The organism is Streptomyces sp. yr375, from assembly GCF_900110755.1.
Lineage (GTDB): Bacteria > Actinomycetota > Actinomycetes > Streptomycetales > Streptomycetaceae > Streptomyces.
On sequence record NZ_FOFF01000049.1, the window covers coordinates 12,635 to 30,476 of the forward strand.

Below are 17,842 nucleotides of genomic sequence, written 5' to 3' on the forward strand. Positions count from 1 at the left end.
ACGGAGTACACGCACTACAGCGAGAGCCCTCGCACCAGCAGATCGAGCAGCGCGCACACGAACAGGGCGATCCCGATGAAGCCGTTGACGCTGAAGAACGCCCTGTTCAGGCGGGTCAGGTCGTGGGGGCGGACGATCGTGTGCTCGTAGCCGAAGGCGGCCGCGACGATCAGCAGGCCCAGCCAGAAGAACGCGCCGGCGTCGGTGGCCAGGGCGTACCAGACCAGCAGGGCGGTCGTGATCGCGTGGCAGACCCGCGCGCCCCGGATCGCCGCCGGGATGCCGAAGCGCGCGGGGACCGACAGGACGCCGGTCTCGCGGTCGGTCTCGACGTCCTGGCAGGCGTAGATCAGGTCGAAGCCGCCGATCCAGATGCCGACGGCGAGGCCGAGGATCACCGCGTCCCAGGACCACTCGCCGGTGATCGCCAGCCAGCCGCCGATCGGGCCCATCGCCTGGGCGAGGCCGAGGATGGCCTGCGGGAAGTTCGTGAACCGTTTGCCGTAGGGGTAGACGACCATCGGGACGACCGCGACCGGGGCGAGGGCCAGGCACAGCGGGTTGAGCAGCGCCGCCGAGCCGAGGAAGACCGCGACCGCGATCAGCGCGCCCGTCCAGGCGTGCTTCACGGACACCGCGCCGGTGACCAGTTCGCGGTGGGCGGTGCGCGGGTTACGGGCGTCGATCTCGCGGTCGATGATCCGGTTGACCGCCATCGCGAAGGTGCGCAGGCCCACCATGCAGACGGTGACCAGCAGCAGCCTGGCCCACCGGATGTCGCCGCCCGACTGGAACATCGCCGTCAGCGCGGCGATGTAGGCGAAGGGCAGCGCGAAGACCGAGTGCTCGATCATCACGAGGCGCAGAAACGCCCTGGTGCGGCCCGGCTCGGGAAGGGCGGCGGACGCGGACGCGCTCACAGTCCGTACTCCTTCCAGCGGCTGTCGACCTTCGCCGCCGTGTCCGGGTCGGAGACCACCATCTCCGGCCAGCCGCCGTCTCGCGTGTAGCCCTCCTCGGGCCACTTCCGGGTCGCGTCGATGCCTGCCTTGCCGCCCCAGAACTGCTGGTAGGAGGCGTGGTCGAGGTGGTCGACGGGGCCTTCGACGAGGGACAGGTCACGGGCGTAGTCCGTGTTGCCGAGGGCCCGCCACGCGACCTCGTGCAGGTCGTGGACGTCGCAGTCGGCGTCGACGACCACGATCAGCTTGGTCAGGGACATCATGTGCGCGCCCCAGACCGCGTGCATGACCTTCTGCGCGTGCTTGGGGTACTTCTTGTCGATCGAGACGATCGCGCAGTTGTGGAAGCCGCCGGCCTCGGGGAGGTGGTAGTCCACGATGTCCGGGACGATGATCTTCAGCAGGGGCAGGAAGAAGCGTTCCGTGGCGCGGCCGAGCGGGCCGTCCTCCGTCGGTGGGCGGCCGACCACGATCGACTGGAGCAACGGGCGCTTCCGCATCGTCACGCAGTCGATCTTCAGCGCCGGGAACGGTTCCTGCGGGGTGTAGAAGCCGGTGTGGTCGCCGAACGGGCCCTCGGGGAGCATCTCGCCCGGCTCGAGCCAGCCCTCGATGACGACCTCCGCCTGCGCCGGGACCTGGAGCGGCACCGTCTTGCAGTCGACCATCTCGATCCGCTTGCCCGCGAGGAACCCGGCGAACAGGTACTCGTCGATGTCGCCGGGGAGCGGCGCGGTGGAGGCGTAGGTGACGGCGGGCGGGCAGCCGAAGGCGATCGCGACCGGCAGCCGCTCGCCCTTCCGGGCCGCGACCTGGTAGTGGTTGCGGCTGTCCTTGTGGATCTGCCAGTGCATGCCGATGGTGCGCTTGTCGTGGCGCTGGAGGCGGTACAGGCCGAGGTTGCGGATCCCGGACTCCGGGTCCTTGGTGTGGGTCAGGCCCAGGTTGAAGAAGGAGCCGCCGTCCTGCGGCCAGGTGAAGAGGGCGGGGAGGGCGTCGAGGTCGACGTCGTCGCCGTGCAGGACGACCTCCTGGACGGGCGCGTCACCGCCCTTCACCTTCTTCGGCGGCACGTGCGCCATCGCGCCGAGCTTCCCGAACGCCTCGCGCACCCCGACGAAGCCCTGCGGCAGCTCGGGGCGCAGCAGCCCGCCGATCTTCTCGCTGATCTCCGCGTACGACTTCAGGCCGAGCGCCTTCAGCAGCCGCCGGTCGGTGCCGAAGACGTTCATCGCGAGGGGCATCGAGGAGCCCTTCACGTTCTCGAAGAGCAGCGCCGGGCCGCCCGCCTTCTGGACGCGGTCGACGATCTCCCCGACCTCCAGATACGGATCGACCTCGGCCTTGACACGCTTGAGGTCGCCTTCGCGTTCCAGTGCCCTGAGCAGGGAACGAAGATCGTCGTAAGCCATACGTCCCAGTATCGGGCACCGGTTACCCTGGCCCCGTCACCGGGGCCGTCGCGCGGCCCGTCACCGTCTTCTGAGGGATCCCGTCACCATGCTCAGGTATCTGCCGTTCCTGCTGGTCCTGGCGCTGTGGATCTATGCCTTCATCGACTGCCTGAACACTCCCGAGGAGGAGGTGCGGGGGTTGCCGAAGGTGGTGTGGGTCATCATCATCCTGCTTTTCGGCGAGGTGCTCATCGGGCCGGTGGCCTGGCTGGTGGCAGGGAAGGCGCGCCGCGCCCGCCCGAATGGCGCGACGCCGTCCGAGTGGCATCGCAGCCACCGCACCGAGTGGGTCGCGCCGGACGACAACCCCGAGTTCCTCAAGTCCCTGAAGGACGACAACAAGAAGGACGAGGCGCTCCTCAAGGACTGGGAGGCCGATCTGCGTCGCCGCGAGGAGGAGCTGAAGCGCCGCGAGTCCGGCGAGGACCCGCAGCCTCCGCAGCCTCCGCAGGGCTGAGGCCGCCCCGGGGGCTACAGGCTGTACGCCGGTGAGCCGCCCGAAGCGGACAGTGCGCCTCTGGGCCGGGGCCGCCCGGGACCGGACACTTGCCTCGTATGACGACTGCTCCGGCCAGCACATCACCCAGTACCTCCGCCCCCGGCTCCGGGTACGGCGACAAGGCCATCGCCGTCGAGACGGCGGGCTCGGAACCCATTCCCGACGCCGAACGGCACGGCAGCCCACGGCAGTTGCTGTGGACGTGGGCCTCGCCGAACATCGAGTTCGCGACCGTCTACATCGGCGTGATCTCGGTCCTCTTCTTCGGGCTGGGCTTCTGGGAGGCGACGGCCGCCCTGCTGCTGGGCAGCGCGCTCGGGGCGCTGACGCAGGGCGTGCTGTCGCTGGACGGCCCGAGGTTCGGCGTCCCGCAGATGGTGATCGGCCGGCTCTCCTTCGGACACCGGGGCAATCTGCTGCCGTCCGGGGTGAACGCGCTGGTCGCGGGGGTCGGCTGGTTCGCGGTGAACAGTGTGAGCGCGGCGTTCGCGCTGAACACGCTGACCGGGCTGCGACCCCTCCCGTCCCTGCTGCTGGTGGTGGCCGTCGAGATCGTCATCGGCTTCATCGGCCACGACTTCGTCCACGCCTTCGAGAAGTACGCGTTCCCCGCGCTGGCCGTGGTGTTCCTGCTCGCCGGGATCTGGACGTTCAAGGAGGCCGACCTCGGCGGCGGCGGCACGGGCGGCGGCATCGGCGGCTTCCTGCTCGCGACCAGCACGGCCTGGGGCTATACGGCGGGCTGGAACCCGTACGCCTGCGACTACTCGCGTTACCTGCCGCGTACGGCGAACAAGCTGCGGACGGTGCTGCATCCGGCGGTCGGGCTGTTCGTGTCGGTCGCGGCGGTGTCGGTGATCGGCGCGGCCTCGGCGACGATCGTCGCGCCGAAGGACGCCACTCCGACGGCCGCCTTCACCGGTCATCTCCCGGGCCTGCTCGGTGACTTGGTGCTGGTGGCGATCATCCTGGGCGCGGTCTCGGCGAACGCCCTGAACGTCTACTCCTCCGCCATGTCCATCACCTCCCTCGGTCTGAGACTCCCGTCGTGGCTCGGCCGCGGCGCGATCGTGGTGCTGTGCGGGCTGGCCGGTACGGCGGCGGCGTGGGCGTCCCTGGACGACGCCGGGCAGGCGTACGAGGCGTTCCTGCTGGTCATCGCCTACTGGGTGGGGCCGTGGCTGGGTGTGGTGCTGGCGGAACGGTGGCTGCGCTCCCGGACGCCCGAGGCGGAGTCGACGCACCGCCTGAGCGACCGTTCCTTTACCAACTGGCCTGGTGTGGCGGCCCTGTTGATCGGCGTCGCCGTCTCCGTGCCGCTGTTCTCCAACCAGGAGGAGTACGTCGGCTGGGTCCCGGAGCGCTGGGCGTCCTTCGGCGACATCACGTGCCTGGTCGGCTTCGTGGTGAGCGCGGGGCTGTACGCGGCGCTGCGGGCGGTGGCCGACGGGCGCGGGCGGGGGCGGGCTGTCGCCGGGGGCTAGGTTGGTCTCTCCCTCACCCGGAGCGCCCCAGGATGACCGACCGCCCGCTGCGCACCGTCGACCTCGCCCGGCTCGCCGGGCTCTCGACGCAGCAGATCCGCAACTACGAGGAGGCGGGCGTGCTGCCGCCGGCCGGGCGCACGGCGTCCGGCTACCGCACCTTCACGGACGTCCACCGGCAGGCGCTGCTGACCCACCGCGCGCTGCTGCCGGGGTACGGGCCGGTGGCGGCGGCCCGGATCATGCGGACACTGCACGCCGGTGACGTCCCGGCCGCCCTCGCCCTCGTCGACGCGGCCCACGCGGCGCTGCACGAGGAGCGCACGGCGCTGCGGGCGACCGGCGAGGCCCTCACCGCGCTCACCGCGCCCACCGGCGAGGCCGCTCCGGCGCAGGCCGACTCCGGGCTGCGCATCGGCGACCTCGCCGCGCTGCTCGGCGTACGGACGTCCGCGCTGCGGGTGTGGGAGGCGGCCGGACTGCTCGCGCCGCCGCGCGAACGCGCCACCGGCTACCGGGTGTTCGGCCCCGCCGAGGTGCGGGACGCCCGGGTGATCCAGTCCCTGCGGCGCAGCCACTACCTGTTCGCGCAGATCCGCCCGGTGCTGGCGGAGCTGCGCCGGGCGGGCGGCAGCGAGGCGGCGCTGCGGACGGCGCTCGCGGACCGCGCGCGGACGCTGACGTCCCGCACCCGCGCGATGCTGGCGGGCGCGGGACGTCTGCACGACTACCTGGACCGCGTCGCCGAACCGGAGGTCAGCGCAGCCGGGACGACGACAGGATCGACAGCAGGTGGGCCGGGACCATCAGCCAGGTGATCGCGGCGATCGCCGCCAGCGCCCAGCGGGTCGGCTCGACGCCGCCGGTCGCCGCGTCGGCGAACGCCACGGCGAGCAGGACGAGGGAGGCCTCGATGCCGTTGGTGACCCGGTGGATCTTGAAGGCGGCGGCGAGCCGGCGCAGGGAGGCGACGCCCTGTGAGCGGGGCGCGGTGGACTCGTCGTCGGCGACGGCCAGGCCCCGGCGGGCGCGGGCCACGTCCACCAGGTCGGTCGAGGCCTTCAGCAGCACGACGCCGAGCGCGGTCGCGAGGCCGAGCGACACCCAGCCGTTGAAGCCCGCCCAGCCGCCGACGAGGCCGGACTCGGCGGCCCGGAAGCCGAAGCCGATCATCAGCGCGGCGTCGGCGAGATACGCGCCGAGCCGGTCGACGTAGATGCCGGTCGCGCTGTTCTGCCCCTTCCAGCGGGCGACTTCGCCGTCGACGCAGTCGAAGAGGAGGAACAACTGCATGAGCAGGGCGGCGAGTACGGCCCCGGTGAGCCCCGGGACGAGCAGCGCCGCGCCGGACAGCACCCCGCACACCACCATCGTCCAGGTCAGTTGGTCCGGGGTGACCGGGGTGCGGACCAACTGGCGGGTGAACCGCAGCGAGACGCGGCGCATGTACAGCCGGCCCGCCCAGTGCTCGCCGTTGCGACTGGCGAGCTTGGCCTGCGGCTGGCAGACCTCCCGCAGCTCCTCCAGCACCGGAGCAGCACCCATGACGGTTCCTCCCACAAGCCCTTGATGATCGGGCAAGGCTACAGATCCCCCAAGAGGCCGCAGCGGCGGGGCGGTTGGTGTCCCCGCCCCCTCAGGCCACCGTGCGCAGCCCGTTGCCCGAAGCCGCCGCCCCCGTGCCCCGCACCACCCGGTGCGCGCAGGTCGCGGTGAGCAGTTCGCCGAGCAGTTCGGGGTCGTCGATCTTCAGGCCGAGGAGGGACTCGATGCGTTCCAGCCGCTGGTAGAGAGACTGGCGGCCGATGTGCAGGAGGGCGGCCGTGCGGGTCGGGGAGCAGCCGTGGCGCAGGTGCACCTCCAGGGTGCGGACCAGGTCGCTGGCGTGTGCCGCCTGCCAGGCCAGCAGCGGCCCCAGCGCATGCTGGACGAGCCGGGCCAGCCGCTCCCGGTTGACGTCGACGCCGCCCCGGGTCAGCTCGCGTTCCAGGGCGAAGGCACGGGCGGAGGTCACCAGGGGGCCGTCGGGGGCGGCGGGCTCGGCGGGCGGGACGGTCAGCGCCAGCTCCAGCGTCGTCCGCGCGGCGCGCAGGGTCTCGCTCCAGCGCAGCCAGCCGCCGTCCGCCGCGACCGCGTGCCCGACGGCGACCGTGAGCCCCGGCTCGGCCGCCGTCCGGAACGCCTCCTGGACGACCCGTACGGGATCGCCGACGCGGTTTCCGGGGAGGGCGAGGAGTGCGAGGACGTCGCCGGGGAAGGCGGCCCGCAGCACCCCGCCGCCACCGCCACCGCCGCCCAGCAGGCGTACGGCCCGGTCGACCGCGCCGACCTCGCGGGTGCCGTGCACGCAGACGCCGATCAGCCGTGCCCCCGGCCCCGGATGGAACCCGGTGAGGGCCGCGCGGGCCTCCACCTCGGGCTGGTTCAGGGCGGCGCGGTCGGCGAGGTCGGCGAGCAGGGCGGCCGTGTGGTCGTCGCCCCACGGCCGGGTCACCGCCCGGCCCGACAGGCCCCGGGCCACGATCGCCCGGTTGGCCGCCTCGGTGATCCGTACGAAGGGCACGACCCGGTGCAGGGCGAGCAGCGGGAGGGCGAGGCGGCGGGCCTCGTCGACGACCTCCGCGGGCATGGCGGGCAGGGACCGTCCGACCTCCACGGCGAGGCCGACGGCTCCCCGCGCGGCCAGCTCGCGCACATACCGGCGGCGCGCTTCCGCCGTGCCGCCGGTCAGTCCGAAGCCGTTGGTGAGGAGCAGTTCGCCGCCGTCGAGGAAGTTCGCGCCCTCGTAGACCTCGCTGGAGTGCACCCAGCGGACGGGTCGGTCGAGGCCGCCCGCGCCGGCGAGCAGTTCGGGTTCGGCCGCCCGCACCGAATCGAGGGCCAGGACTTCACGGAGGGTGAGTGCGGGCACGGGTACCTCCAGGGCGCTGACAGAACGTCCGGCTGCGGGTTGCCGGGAGAGTACTTTCCGCACGTTGCCCTCGTGTTTCCGGCGCAGCAGAGTGGGCGTATGGATCAGTCACAGGAACGCGCCCGGCTCGCCGTCGCCGTCGCCGAGGCGCGGGCGGGTCTCGCCGAGGGCGGCATCCCGATCGGCGCGGCGCTCTTCGGCCCGGACGGCACCCTGCTCGGCCGGGGCCACAACCGGCGCGTCCAGGACGGCGACCCGTCCATGCACGCGGAGACGGCCGCGTTCCGCGCGGCGGGACGGCAGCGGACGTATCGCGGTACGACGATGGTGACGACGCTGTCCCCCTGCTGGTACTGCTCCGGGCTGGTGCGGCAGTTCGGCATCTCGCGGGTCGTGATCGGCGAGGCGGCCACCTTCCACGGCGGGCACGACTGGCTGGCGGAGCACGGCGTCGAGATCGTGCTCCTGGACGACCCCGAGTGCGTCGCGATGATGCGCGACTTCATCGAGAAGAACCCGGCACTGTGGAACGAGGACATCGGTGACTGAGCCCCAGACCCCCCAGACCCCCCGTATCCCGACCATCGACCTGCGTCCGTGGCTGGACGGTGACGCCCGGGCCCGTACCGCCATCGCCCGCACCGTCGACGAAGCGCTCCAGACGGCCGGGTTCCTGCTGGTCACCGGGCATGGCGTGGACCCTGCGCTGCGCGACGGCATCCGGGAGGCCGCGCGGGCGTTCTTCGCGCTGCCCGCCGAGGTCAAGCAGCCGTACGCGGCGAAGGTCGGGGGGCGGGGCTGGCTCGGCCCCGGCGCGGAGGCGAACGGCTACTCGGAGGGTACGCAGACCCCGCCGGACCTCAAGGAGTCGCTCACCTTCGCCACGCACGAGCCCTTCGACGACCCGGCGGTCAACGCGGAGTGGTACGCGCCCAACGTGTGGCCGGCCGAGGTGCCGGGGCTCCAGGCGCTCTGCGAGGAGTACCTGGACCGGATGGCCGAGCTGGAGAAGCGGTTGCTGTCCCTGCTCGGGGAGGCGCTCGGCCTCGAACCCGACTTCTTCTCCCGGCACATGGACCACCCGACCTACGGCTTCAACGTCAACTGGTACCCGGGGACGGAGGTCGTCGGCGAGCCGCAGCCCGGCCAGTTCCGCATCGGCCCGCACACCGACTTCGGGACGGTGACGATCCTCGACCGGCAGGCCGGCAAGGGCGGGCTCCAGGTCTGGACGGACGACGGCGGCTGGGAGGACGCGCCCTTCGATCCCGCCGCCTTCACCATCAACATCGGCGACCTGATGGCCCGTTGGACCGGCGACCGCTGGCGCTCGGGCCGCCACCGCGTGCTGCCCCCGCCCGCCGACACCCCCGCCGAGGAGCTGATCTCCCTCGTCTACTTCGGCGAGTGCACCCCGGGTACGGTCGTGGAGTCCGTACCCGCGCCGGTCGGGCGGGTGGCGTACGAGGCGGTCGACTCGCACACGTACCTGCGGGCGAAACTGGACTCGATCACCGTGGACTAGCAGGCCCGTTCCTGTCCGACCGAGCAGCGAGTACGGCGTCGGGTTCCGGGCGATGCCCGGTGACTGCCCCCGGGCTAGTCTGCGTGAGTGACCACCGACCTGACCCTGTTGCCGCGTGTCGCCTATCGCGGGCAGGAGGTCACCGCGCCCCGGCTGCGCGGTCTGCTCGCGTTGCTCGCGGGGGATCTGCGGACCGGCTGTAGTACCGAGCGGCTGGTGGCGGGGCTGTGGCCGGACGAGTTGCCGGAGCGGCCGGGGAAGGCGTTGCAGGTCCTCGTGTCGAGGGCGCGGGCGCAGTTGGGCGGCGATGTCATCGCGAGTACGCCGAGCGGGTACCGGCTCGCGCTCGGCGAGGAACAGGTGGACAGTTCCGCCCTGTTGCTGCACGCCGCCGCGAGTGCGGACCGGGCGCGGGCCGGGGACCACGCCGGGTCGCTGGCCGCCGCCGAGGCGGGGCTCGCGCTGTGGGCGGGCAACGCCGACGAGGCCGACGACCCCGTCGCCGCGTTGCGCGCCGAGCGCGCGCCCGTGCACGGCGCGCTCGTCCGCGCGCGGGCGCTCGCGCTCGCCCGGCTGGGGCGGCACGCGGAGGCGGCCGGGCCGCTGGCCGCGGTCGGCGCGGCGCGTCCGCGCGACGAGGAGGTCCTCGCCGAGCTGCTGCGCGGCGAGGCGGCGACGGCGGGCCCGTCGGCCGCGCTGACCCGGTACGAGGCGTACCGCCGTGAGCTGCGCGACACGCTCGGCACGGATCCGGGGGCCGGACTCAAGGCCGTACAGCGGGAGTTGTTGCAGGGTGAGGCACCCGCCGTCCGGCACGGGGTGCCGCACGAGCCGAATCCGCTGCTGGGGAGAGACGAGGACGTCTCCGCCCTGGAGCGGCTGCTGCGGGCCTCGCGCGCCGTCACCGTCGTCGGGCCCGGCGGCCTCGGCAAGACCCGGCTCGCGTACGCGGTCAGCCGCCGGGCCGAGCAGCGCGTGGTGTTCTTCGTGCCGCTCGCCGGTGTCACCACGGACGCGGACGTGACCGCCGAAGTGGCCTCCGCGCTCGGCGCGGGCGAGGGACGGCCCGGCGCGCCCGGCGGCCCCGACCCCGTCTCCGGCATCCTCGGCGTGCTCGGCTCCGGGCCCGCGCTGCTGGTGCTGGACAACTGCGAGCAGGTCGTCCGGGGGGCCGCCGACCTCGTACAGGCGCTGGTGTCGTCCTCGAAGGACCTGCGGGTGCTCGCCACCAGCAGGGCCCCGCTGGGGCTGACGTCGGAGGCGGTGTACGCGCTGCCGGAGCTCCGGCTCGGCACCTCCGTCGAGCTGTTCACGCAGCGGGCCCGGGCCGCCCGGCCCGGCGTGGAGCTGCCGTCGGACGCGGTGGCCGAGCTGTGCCGCCACCTCGACGGGCTGCCGCTCGCCGTGGAGTTGGCGGCGGCGCGGGTGCGGGTGCTGTCCGTGCCGGAGATCGCCCGCCGCCTCGGCGACCGGTTCGCGCTGCTGCGCGGCGGGGCGCGGGACGTACCGGAACGGCACCGCACGCTGCACGCGGTCGTGGACTGGAGCTGGAACCTGCTCGCCGAGGACGCCAGAGCCGCGCTGCGCACACTGTCCGTCTTCCCCGGCGGCTTCACCGGCGAGACGGCCGAACAGGTGCTCGGCGAGGACGCGTTGCTCCTGCTGGAGCAGCTTGCCGATCAGTCGCTGCTCACCGTCGCCGACACCCCGACCGGCGTACGGTTCCGGATGCTGGAGACCGTACGGGAGTTCAGCGCGGCCCGGCGGACGGCGGCGGGCGAGGACGCGGCGGCCGTCGGCCGATTCCTCGACTGGGCACGGGAGTTCGGGGTCGCGCACCACGACTGGCTGTTCGGCTCGCAGCCGCGGACCTCGTGGGAGCGGATCAGGGCCGAGCAGGACAACCTCGTGGCGGCCCTGCGGCACGCCCTGGCCCGTCAAAACGGCCCCACCACCGCCGCCCTGACCGCCGTCCTCGCCGCCCTGTGGTCCACCGGCTCCACCTACCTGCGCCTCACCGCCCTCGCCGCGGACACCGGCCCGCCGCTGTCGCACTACCGCCCCGCGCCCGAGTACGTCGAAGTCGCCCGCGCCGCCGCGGTGTTGTGCACGGCGAGCCTGTTCATGGGCTACGGCCCGCACGTCGTACGCCACCTCGTCACGCTCCGCCGGCTGCCCCCGGCCCCGCCGGACACGCTGCTGCGCGCGATCGCGGCGGTGCTGAGCGCGGTCCCCGAGATGCTGCCGCCCGACTACGACGTGCTGCGCGGGCTCTGCGACAGCGAGCAGCCGCTGCTGGCCGGTGTCGCCGAGTGCGTCGCCGGCTACGTCTGGGAGTCGGAGCACGACATCGACCGCGCGCTCGCCTCGGCCCGCCGGGCGGTCGCCGCGCTGGCCCCGGTCGACAACCCGTTCCTCCAGGTCATCGGCCACACCCGGCTCAGCCAGTTGTGCCTCCAGACGGAGCGGGGCGACGACGCCTACGAGCACCTCGGGGCGGCGCTCGCCGCGCTGCCCCGGCTCGGCGACGAACGCGACTCCATCGGCGTCCGCTGGGGCCTTGCCCTCGCCTGTCTGCACCGGGGCGAACCCGACGAGGCCGAGTACTGGCTGCGGCAGGCGGAGGAGGTCGGCACCGCGCAGCAGGACGACGCCGGCGGCGCGGACGTCGGCGGGCGCGCCGAGATCGCGCTCGCCCGCGGGCTGACGGAGGTCGGGCTCGGCCTGTGGCGCGGGGCCGTGACGGGGGTGGTCGAGGCCGGCCCGATGAACAGCGGCGACCCCTTCCTCGACCGGTGGGCGCTCCAGCTCCAGTCGGCGGCGGTCACGGCGCACGCGCACGCCGGGCGTCTCGAACTCGTCGCGGAGACGGTCGACCGGCTGCGGCGGGGGCTGCGGACCCTGCTCGCCGGTCCGGCCGGATCGCCCATGGAGCTCCCGGTGTACGGAACCGTGCTGCACGCCCTCGGCATGGCGGGACTCGCCGCCGCCGACACCGACACCGACGCCTACCCGGCCGTACGGATGGTGGCGCTGGCCGAACGGCTGCGGGTGCTGCGCGACTACCAGCCGACGATGTCGTCGGAGCGCGCCCGCGAGGCGGTCGGGGCCGCCGGGAACGCGGCCGGGGCGGCGTACGCCGACGCCGTGTCGGAGTACGCCGCCCTGGGGCGGGACGAGTTGCGGGAGGCGGCCCGCGCCGTCATGGCGGTTACTTCGGGTCGCGGTTGAACTGCGCCGTCGCCCAGCGGTAGCCGAGCACGGTCAGCCCGACGCACCACGCGATCGCGATCCACCCGTTGTCGCCGATCTCGGTACCGAGCAGCAGACCGCGCAGGGTCTCGATGGCCGGCGTGAACGGCTGGTACTCGGCGATCGGCTGGAACCAGCCCGGCATCGTGTCGGCCGGGATGAAAGCGCTGGAGACGAGCGGCAGGAGGATCAGCGGCATCGCCATGTTGCTGGCCGCCTCGGGGTTCGGGCTGGCCATGCCCATGCCGACCGCGATCCAGGTGAGCGCCAGGGAGAACAGCGCGAGCAGTCCGAACGCCGCGAGCCACTCCAGCGCCGTGGCGTCCGTGGACCGGAAGCCGATCGCCACCGCGACGGCACCGACGAGGACCAGACTGGCGAGCACCTGCACCACGCTGCCGACGACGTGCCCGATGAGCACCGAGCCGCGGTAGACCGCCATCGTGCGGAAGCGGGCGATGAGGCCCTCGTTCATGTCCATCGAGACGGACACCGCGGCCCCGATCACGGTGCTGCCGACGGTCATCATCAGCAGGCCCGGGACGATGTAGGCGATGTAGTCGGCGCGGTCCGCGCCGCCGCCGCCGATGCCCGCGCTCATCACGTCGCCGAAGATGTAGACGAAGAGCAGGAGCAGCATGATCGGCGTGAGCAGCAGGTTCAGGGTCATGGACGGGTAGCGCCGGGCGTGCAGCAGATTGCGGCGCAGCATCGTCGACGAGTCGCGGACGGCGAGGGTGAGGGCGCTGCTCATCGGGCGTTCTCCTTGGGCTGGTTGGGGACGGTGGTGGGGCCGGTGGAGGAACCCGCGGCCGGGCCGGTCAGGGCGAAGAACACGTCGTCGAGGTCGGGGGTGTGCACGGTCAGTTCGTCCGCCTCGACGCCGGTCGAGTCCAACCAGTCGAGGATGGAGCGCAGTTCGCGCTGGCTGCCGTCGCTGGGGATGCTCAGCGAGAGCGACTCGTCGTCGCGGGTGACCTCGCGCAGGGCTGCGGCGGCGGACCGGTACGCGGCCGGGTCGGTGAAGCGCAGCCGGACGTGCCCGCCGGGGACGATCCGCTTCAGTTCCTCGGCGGTGCCCTCGGCGGCGATCCTTCCGTCGTTCAACACCGCGATGCGGTCGGCGAGTTCGTCGGCCTCCTCCAGGTACTGGGTGGTGAGGAAGACGGTGACGCCGTCGGCGACGAGGGCGCGGATGATGCCCCACGTGGTGTGGCGGCTGCGCGGGTCGAGGCCGGTGGTCGGCTCGTCGAGGAAGATGATGCGCGGGCCGCCGACCAGCGTCATGGCGAGGTCGAGGCGGCGTTTCATGCCGCCGGAGTAGGTGGCGGCGGGCTTCTTCGCGGCCTCGGTGAGGTCGAAGCGCGCCAGGAGTTCGGCGGCGGTGCGGCGGCCCTCGGCGCGGGGCAGGTGGTGCAGGTCCGCCATGAGGAGCATGTTCTCCTCGCCGGTGATCAGTCCGTCGACGGCGGAGAACTGGCCGGTGACGCCGATCGCGGCGCGGACCGCCTGCGGGTCGGCGGCGAGGTCGTGACCGCCGACCCGCAGGGCCCCGGCGTCGGCGGTGACGAGGGTGGAGAGGATCTTCACGGCGGTGGTCTTGCCCGCGCCGTTCGGGCCGAGCAGGGCGAAGACGGTGCCGGCGGGCACCGACAGGTCGATGCCGTCGAGGACCGTCTTGTCCCCGTAGGCCTTGCGCAGCCCGGTGGCCGAGATCGCGAGTTCGTCGGTCGTTGTCGTCATGGGCCAGAGCGTGCGGCGAGGCGCATTCAGCGCGGTTTCACGACGGTTTCAGCGCCCGGGAGGCAGGGCCTGGCGGCAGGGCCTGGCGGCAGAGCCTGGAAGCAGAGCGCGGGAAGCGGGACGCCGGTGCTCGTTTCGGCTCGTTTCCTCACTTTCGTGACCCAATGGACACCACGCGATCTGGCACATAGCAACTTCCCCTCCTTACCCTTGCGTTGGGACCCGGCCCTGGGGGAGGTGCGCGGTGTACGGACGGTTGTACGGGCGTGGCGCGTTGTTCGACGTGGAGCCCGCCGGCCTCGTGCCGCGACTGGTGGGGATCCGTCCCTACGAGCTGCACGCGCAGAGACCCGAACACCCTTCGGGGCCACCCCTGTTGGTGCTGGCGGGCGGCCGGGGCGCGGGCAAGAGCGCGGTGCTCGGGGAGCTGTGGGAGGCGTACACCGGGCACAACCGGCGCGGTGAGGCCCGGCGGCGGACGCCGGTCGCGTTGGTCGACTGCGAGGACGAGCAGTTCGCGGGGCCGCCGCACGAGGAGAGCCCCGAGTCCTGGTCGCCGGTGTGGCAGGCGCTGCTGGTGATCGCCGAACAGTTGACCGAGCCGGTGAAGGCGGCCGGGCAGCTCACCTTCCCGCGGCTGACGGCGGGGCTGGTCGCGGTCCGGGCGAGCGACTGGAGCGGCCGTACCGACTCGGACCGCATCCGGCGCGAACTGGTGCGGATCCTGCTGCTGAACGAGCGGGCGACGCGGTTCACCATGGCCGGGCGGTGGGCGGCCAAGGTCGCGTCGAAGGTGATCGCGGCGGCCAGCAGCGACGACCCGTTCGTCGCGGCGACCGTCGAGGCCACCTTGGAGGCGCTCTCCGAGGGGGTCACGCACCGCAAGGAGCAGCGGCCGGCCACCTGGTACCGGGCGTATCCGAACGCGGGCGGCAACGCCAAGCGCGGACTGCTGCTGCTCGCCGGGAACTTCCGGGCCGGCGGCACCTCGCGCGAGCACGCCGAGCGCTGGCTGGTGCGCGCGCTGCTCGCCGACCTGGCCGACGCCTACTCGGGCATCGGCTCGCATCTGACGCGCCTGGGCCGGCCGCTCGTCCTGCTCGACAACGCGCGCCGGGGGCCCGGTCCGGGGCTGCTGGACGCCGTCCTGCGCGACCGGGCGGACGGCGTCACCGACCAGGTCATCTGGGTCGCGACCGTACGCGGCACCAACCATCCCGCGCTGGGGGACGCCGTCCGCCGCGAACTCCCCGACGTCGCCCGCACCACGGACTGGGAGCCGGGCACCTCGCCCTCCTCCCGCGCGCTGCTGGTGCCGCTGCCGCCGCTGTCCCCCGACGACACCCTGCACATGGTCGGCGCGGTCTGCTACGACACCGAGGTCCCGCCCCAACTCCCGCATGCCACACACCGGTTGACCGGCGGCAATCCGCTGGGCATCGTCCTGCTCGCCACCGCAGCCCGGCAACACCCGGACCGGGCCGCGTCGTTGGGGCGGCTGCTCATCGCGAAGGTGAAGCTGGAGGAGGGGCAGGCCGACGACGGCCGTCCCACGTACGCCGAGTTGCTGCGCCGGCTGGTGCCCGCCGACCGGCTCGACGAGCTGACGGTCCTGGCCGCCGCCCACGACCACGACTCCGCCGTCGCCCTCGCGCACGCCGGGCTCCCGGACGACTTCGGCGCGTCGGGCGTACGGTCGCTGCGGGCGCGGCTCGCCGAGGAGGGGCTCACGGCGGAGCCGGGCCAGTTCGTCGGCGACCCGTTCGTGCGCACCCTGCTGCTGCTCCGGCTGCACCACCGCCACCCCGACCACGCCAAATGGCGCGAGGTGCACGAGACGATGATCGCCCACTTCGCGGCCGGCCCCGGCGCCCGGACCCCGAGCCCCGGTGCCGACGCCTTCCGCCTCTACCACGAGCTGGCGCTCGGCGACACGGCCGGCGCGGTGGCCCATCTGCGGGACACGTTCACCGTGCTGCGCACCCGCACCTGGCTGGACACCCTCCGCTTCCTGGCGTCCGCGCCCTACTTCCACGCCCACGACGCCGAGGGCCGCGACTTCGACGGCCACGACGACCGCCGCACGGCCGTCGCGCTGGGCCGCACGGACGCCGCCCAGCAGCCCCCGGACGGCGTGAACACCGCCCTGCACCTGCGGATCCGGCGGCTGCTGCACGCGGTGTGGCAGGTCACCGACCCGCTCGTGCTGCCGGACCCGAAGGTGTGCGGGCGGCTGGAGTTCGAGCTGCTGCAACTGTCCGACCTGCGCCCGGCCGGGGGCGCGCTGCTCTTCGCGGCGTCCCAGTCCTGGCCCCGGGACGCCCGCGCGGGCCGCCCGCTGCGCACACCGACGGAGGAGGGCGACACCGACGGCGACGACGGGGACGGGAACCGACCAGGCGACGGGGACGACGACGGGGACGGGGTGGCGTGATGGCCGGCGGGGGCGGGAACGGGGACGGCGGCGCGCTGGTGCGGTGGCTGCGGGAGGTCTGGGAGATCCGCCTGCACCGCTATCTGGCCCTGCTGGCCACGGCCGCCGTGCTGACGGGGCTGGTCTTCGCCGTGCGGACGGTCACCGACGAGGACCGCACCTGCGGTCCTGGGGTGGCCCGGCCGGCCGGCAGCGACGAGTGCGTGGGCGTGGCCACCGGCGCGTACGACTTCGGGCATCCCCAACTGCGGGACGCGGTACGGGCCATCGACCGGGAGAACGACCGCCTCACGGCGGGCAGTTACGTCACGGTCGCGCTGATGCTCCCCTACACCGCCACCACCGCGTCCACCCTCAGCGACATCCAACACGAGTTGCAGGGTGCCTACTTGGCGCAGTGGCAGGCCAACCACACCTCCAACGGGCAGGCCCCGGCGATCCGGCTGGTGCTCGCCAACCCCGGTGCCACCAGCGACCATTGGGCGGCGATGGTCGACCAGTTGGAGCGGATGACGAAGTCCGCGGACAAGCTGCGCGCGGTCGCCGGGGTCGGCCAGAGCACCGACAACAACAAGAAGGCCGTGGCCGAACTGACCCGGCGGGGCATCCCGGTGGTCGGCGCGTCCATCACCGCCGACGACCTCGCCAACGGGCAGCGCGGCAAGGACCCGTTCCCCGGGCTGGCCCGGGTCGCCCCCACCAACACCGACGAGGCGCGCGCCCTGGCCTCGTTCGCCAAGGTCGAGGCGGGCCGTGCGCTGCTGGTGTACGACAAGCCCGGCGACCCGTACACGCGGACGCTCCAGACGTCGTTCGCCACGCTGCTCAAGGGCTCGCCCTACGAGCCGCAGCCGTTCACCCCGCCCGCCGACCGCACCCGGGAAGGGACGACGGCGAACACCTTCCGGCAGATCACCCACCTGGTGTGCGACACCTCGGCGGGCACCGACACCATCCTGTTCGCCGGCCGGCACACGCAGTTGCGGCAGTTCATCAACGCGCTCGGCACCCGTGGCTGCCAGAACCGCCGGTTCACCGTGCTGACCGGCGACGAGGGCTCGTACCTGTCCGGCGACAAGAAACTCGACCGCACGGCCCTCACCCACAACCTGTCCGTGCGCTACACCGCCCTCGCCCACCCGGACGCCTGGACGAAGTCCCCGGCGGGGCCCGGCGGTTCGGCGGCGGACGCGAAGGTGCTCACCGACCTGATCGCCCGCGCCGCCCGCGAACCGGTCGGCCCGATCGGCACGGTCGCCCTGGACGACGGCCAACTCACCATCGGCTACGACGCGTTGACGCTCGCCGTGCACGGCATCCGCGAGGCCACCCCCGACGGCGCGACCGTCCCGCCCCTCACCGACGTCGGCCTCCAGTGGCCGCAGGTCAAAGGCTCACTGCGGGTGAACGGCGCGAGCGGCTGGATCTGCCTGGACGTGCACGGCAACCCGTACGACAAGGCCGTCCCGATCGTGGAGCTCCACGCCGACGGCGGCTCCCGCTTCGTCCGCATCGCCTGGCCGGAGGGCAGGCCCCCGACGAACGCGTGCCTGCCCCCGTCCTGACCGCGCCCGGGCG

14 protein-coding genes are annotated in these 17,842 nt (G+C 73.3%); 8 read left to right on the forward strand and 6 right to left on the reverse strand.

Annotation, left to right across the window (positions count from 1 at the left end; all coding sequences use genetic code 11):
* Positions 1-14: 14 nt before the first annotated feature.
* Both mqnP and BMZ82_RS32545 read right to left on the reverse strand, forming a co-directional pair.
* Positions 15-920, reverse strand: coding sequence for a menaquinone biosynthesis prenyltransferase MqnP (gene mqnP / locus BMZ82_RS32540; protein ID WP_093780993.1), 906 nt, complete (start codon positions 918-920; stop codon positions 15-17).
* Positions 917-2,374 (reverse strand): menaquinone biosynthesis decarboxylase, encoded by a 1,458-nt coding sequence (locus BMZ82_RS32545; RefSeq protein WP_093780994.1) that lies wholly within the window; start codon positions 2,372-2,374, stop codon positions 917-919. Before BMZ82_RS32545 ends, mqnP begins: the two co-directional genes overlap by 4 nt.
* Positions 2,375-2,462: 88 nt before the next feature.
* On the opposite strand from BMZ82_RS32545, the gene BMZ82_RS32550 reads away from it, so the two are divergent.
* The 3 genes from BMZ82_RS32550 (at position 2,463) to BMZ82_RS32560 (ending at position 5,217) form a co-directional block, all read left to right on the forward strand.
* Positions 2,463-2,873 carry a PLD nuclease N-terminal domain-containing protein gene (locus tag BMZ82_RS32550; RefSeq protein WP_093780995.1) on the forward strand — a complete coding sequence of 137 codons (411 nt, stop codon included), beginning with the start codon at positions 2,463-2,465 and terminating at the stop codon, positions 2,871-2,873.
* 98 nt (positions 2,874-2,971) lie between these two features.
* On the forward strand, positions 2,972-4,399 hold the full coding sequence (locus tag BMZ82_RS32555) for a purine-cytosine permease family protein (protein ID WP_093780996.1): 1,428 nt from the start codon (positions 2,972-2,974) through the stop codon (positions 4,397-4,399).
* A 32-nt stretch (positions 4,400-4,431) separates the two neighbouring features.
* Positions 4,432-5,217 carry a MerR family transcriptional regulator gene (locus tag BMZ82_RS32560; protein WP_093780997.1) on the forward strand — a complete coding sequence of 262 codons (786 nt, stop codon included), beginning with the start codon at positions 4,432-4,434 and terminating at the stop codon, positions 5,215-5,217.
* Here the strand turns inward: BMZ82_RS32560 and BMZ82_RS32565 are convergent.
* The gene (locus BMZ82_RS32565) at positions 5,156-5,944 is read right to left on the reverse strand and encodes a CDP-alcohol phosphatidyltransferase family protein (protein ID WP_093780998.1); all 789 of its coding nucleotides are present in this window, start codon (positions 5,942-5,944) and stop codon (positions 5,156-5,158) included. The two genes, BMZ82_RS32560 and BMZ82_RS32565, sit on opposite strands and share 62 nt — an antisense overlap.
* A gap of 91 nt (positions 5,945-6,035) precedes the next feature.
* The gene (locus BMZ82_RS32570; RefSeq protein WP_093780999.1) at positions 6,036-7,310 is read right to left on the reverse strand and encodes a PucR family transcriptional regulator; all 1,275 of its coding nucleotides are present in this window, start codon (positions 7,308-7,310) and stop codon (positions 6,036-6,038) included.
* Positions 7,311-7,409: 99 nt separating this feature from the next.
* Between BMZ82_RS32570 and BMZ82_RS32575 the strand changes: the two genes are divergently transcribed.
* The 3 genes from BMZ82_RS32575 to BMZ82_RS32585 all read left to right on the forward strand — a co-directional run bounded on the left by BMZ82_RS32575 (position 7,410) and on the right by BMZ82_RS32585 (position 12,066).
* On the forward strand, positions 7,410-7,859 hold the full coding sequence (locus BMZ82_RS32575; RefSeq protein WP_093781000.1) for a nucleoside deaminase: 450 nt from the start codon (positions 7,410-7,412) through the stop codon (positions 7,857-7,859).
* Positions 7,852-8,835 carry an isopenicillin N synthase family dioxygenase gene (locus BMZ82_RS32580; protein WP_093781001.1) on the forward strand — a complete coding sequence of 328 codons (984 nt, stop codon included), beginning with the start codon at positions 7,852-7,854 and terminating at the stop codon, positions 8,833-8,835. Before BMZ82_RS32575 ends, BMZ82_RS32580 begins: the two co-directional genes overlap by 8 nt.
* Positions 8,836-8,922: 87 nt before the next feature.
* Positions 8,923-12,066, forward strand: a complete 3,144-nt coding sequence (locus tag BMZ82_RS32585) for an ATP-binding protein (RefSeq protein ID WP_093781002.1) — start codon at positions 8,923-8,925, stop codon at positions 12,064-12,066.
* On the opposite strand, the gene BMZ82_RS32590 is transcribed toward BMZ82_RS32585, so the two are convergent.
* Positions 12,047-12,841 (reverse strand): ABC transporter permease, encoded by a 795-nt coding sequence (locus BMZ82_RS32590; protein ID WP_093781003.1) that lies wholly within the window; start codon positions 12,839-12,841, stop codon positions 12,047-12,049. The genes BMZ82_RS32585 and BMZ82_RS32590 overlap by 20 nt on opposite strands.
* The gene (locus BMZ82_RS32595; protein WP_093781004.1) at positions 12,838-13,830 is read right to left on the reverse strand and encodes an ATP-binding cassette domain-containing protein; all 993 of its coding nucleotides are present in this window, start codon (positions 13,828-13,830) and stop codon (positions 12,838-12,840) included. The genes BMZ82_RS32590 and BMZ82_RS32595 overlap by 4 nt, the downstream gene beginning before the upstream one ends.
* Positions 13,831-14,074: 244 nt before the next feature.
* On the opposite strand from BMZ82_RS32595, the gene BMZ82_RS32600 reads away from it, so the two are divergent.
* On the forward strand, positions 14,075-16,264 hold the full coding sequence (locus BMZ82_RS32600) for a hypothetical protein (protein WP_256252244.1): 2,190 nt from the start codon (positions 14,075-14,077) through the stop codon (positions 16,262-16,264).
* Complete coding sequence (locus BMZ82_RS32605; protein WP_093781005.1) at positions 16,264-17,829, forward strand: ABC transporter substrate-binding protein; 1,566 nt, start codon at positions 16,264-16,266, stop codon at positions 17,827-17,829. The genes BMZ82_RS32600 and BMZ82_RS32605 overlap by 1 nt, the downstream gene beginning before the upstream one ends.
* The last annotated feature ends 13 nt before the right edge of the window (positions 17,830-17,842 follow it).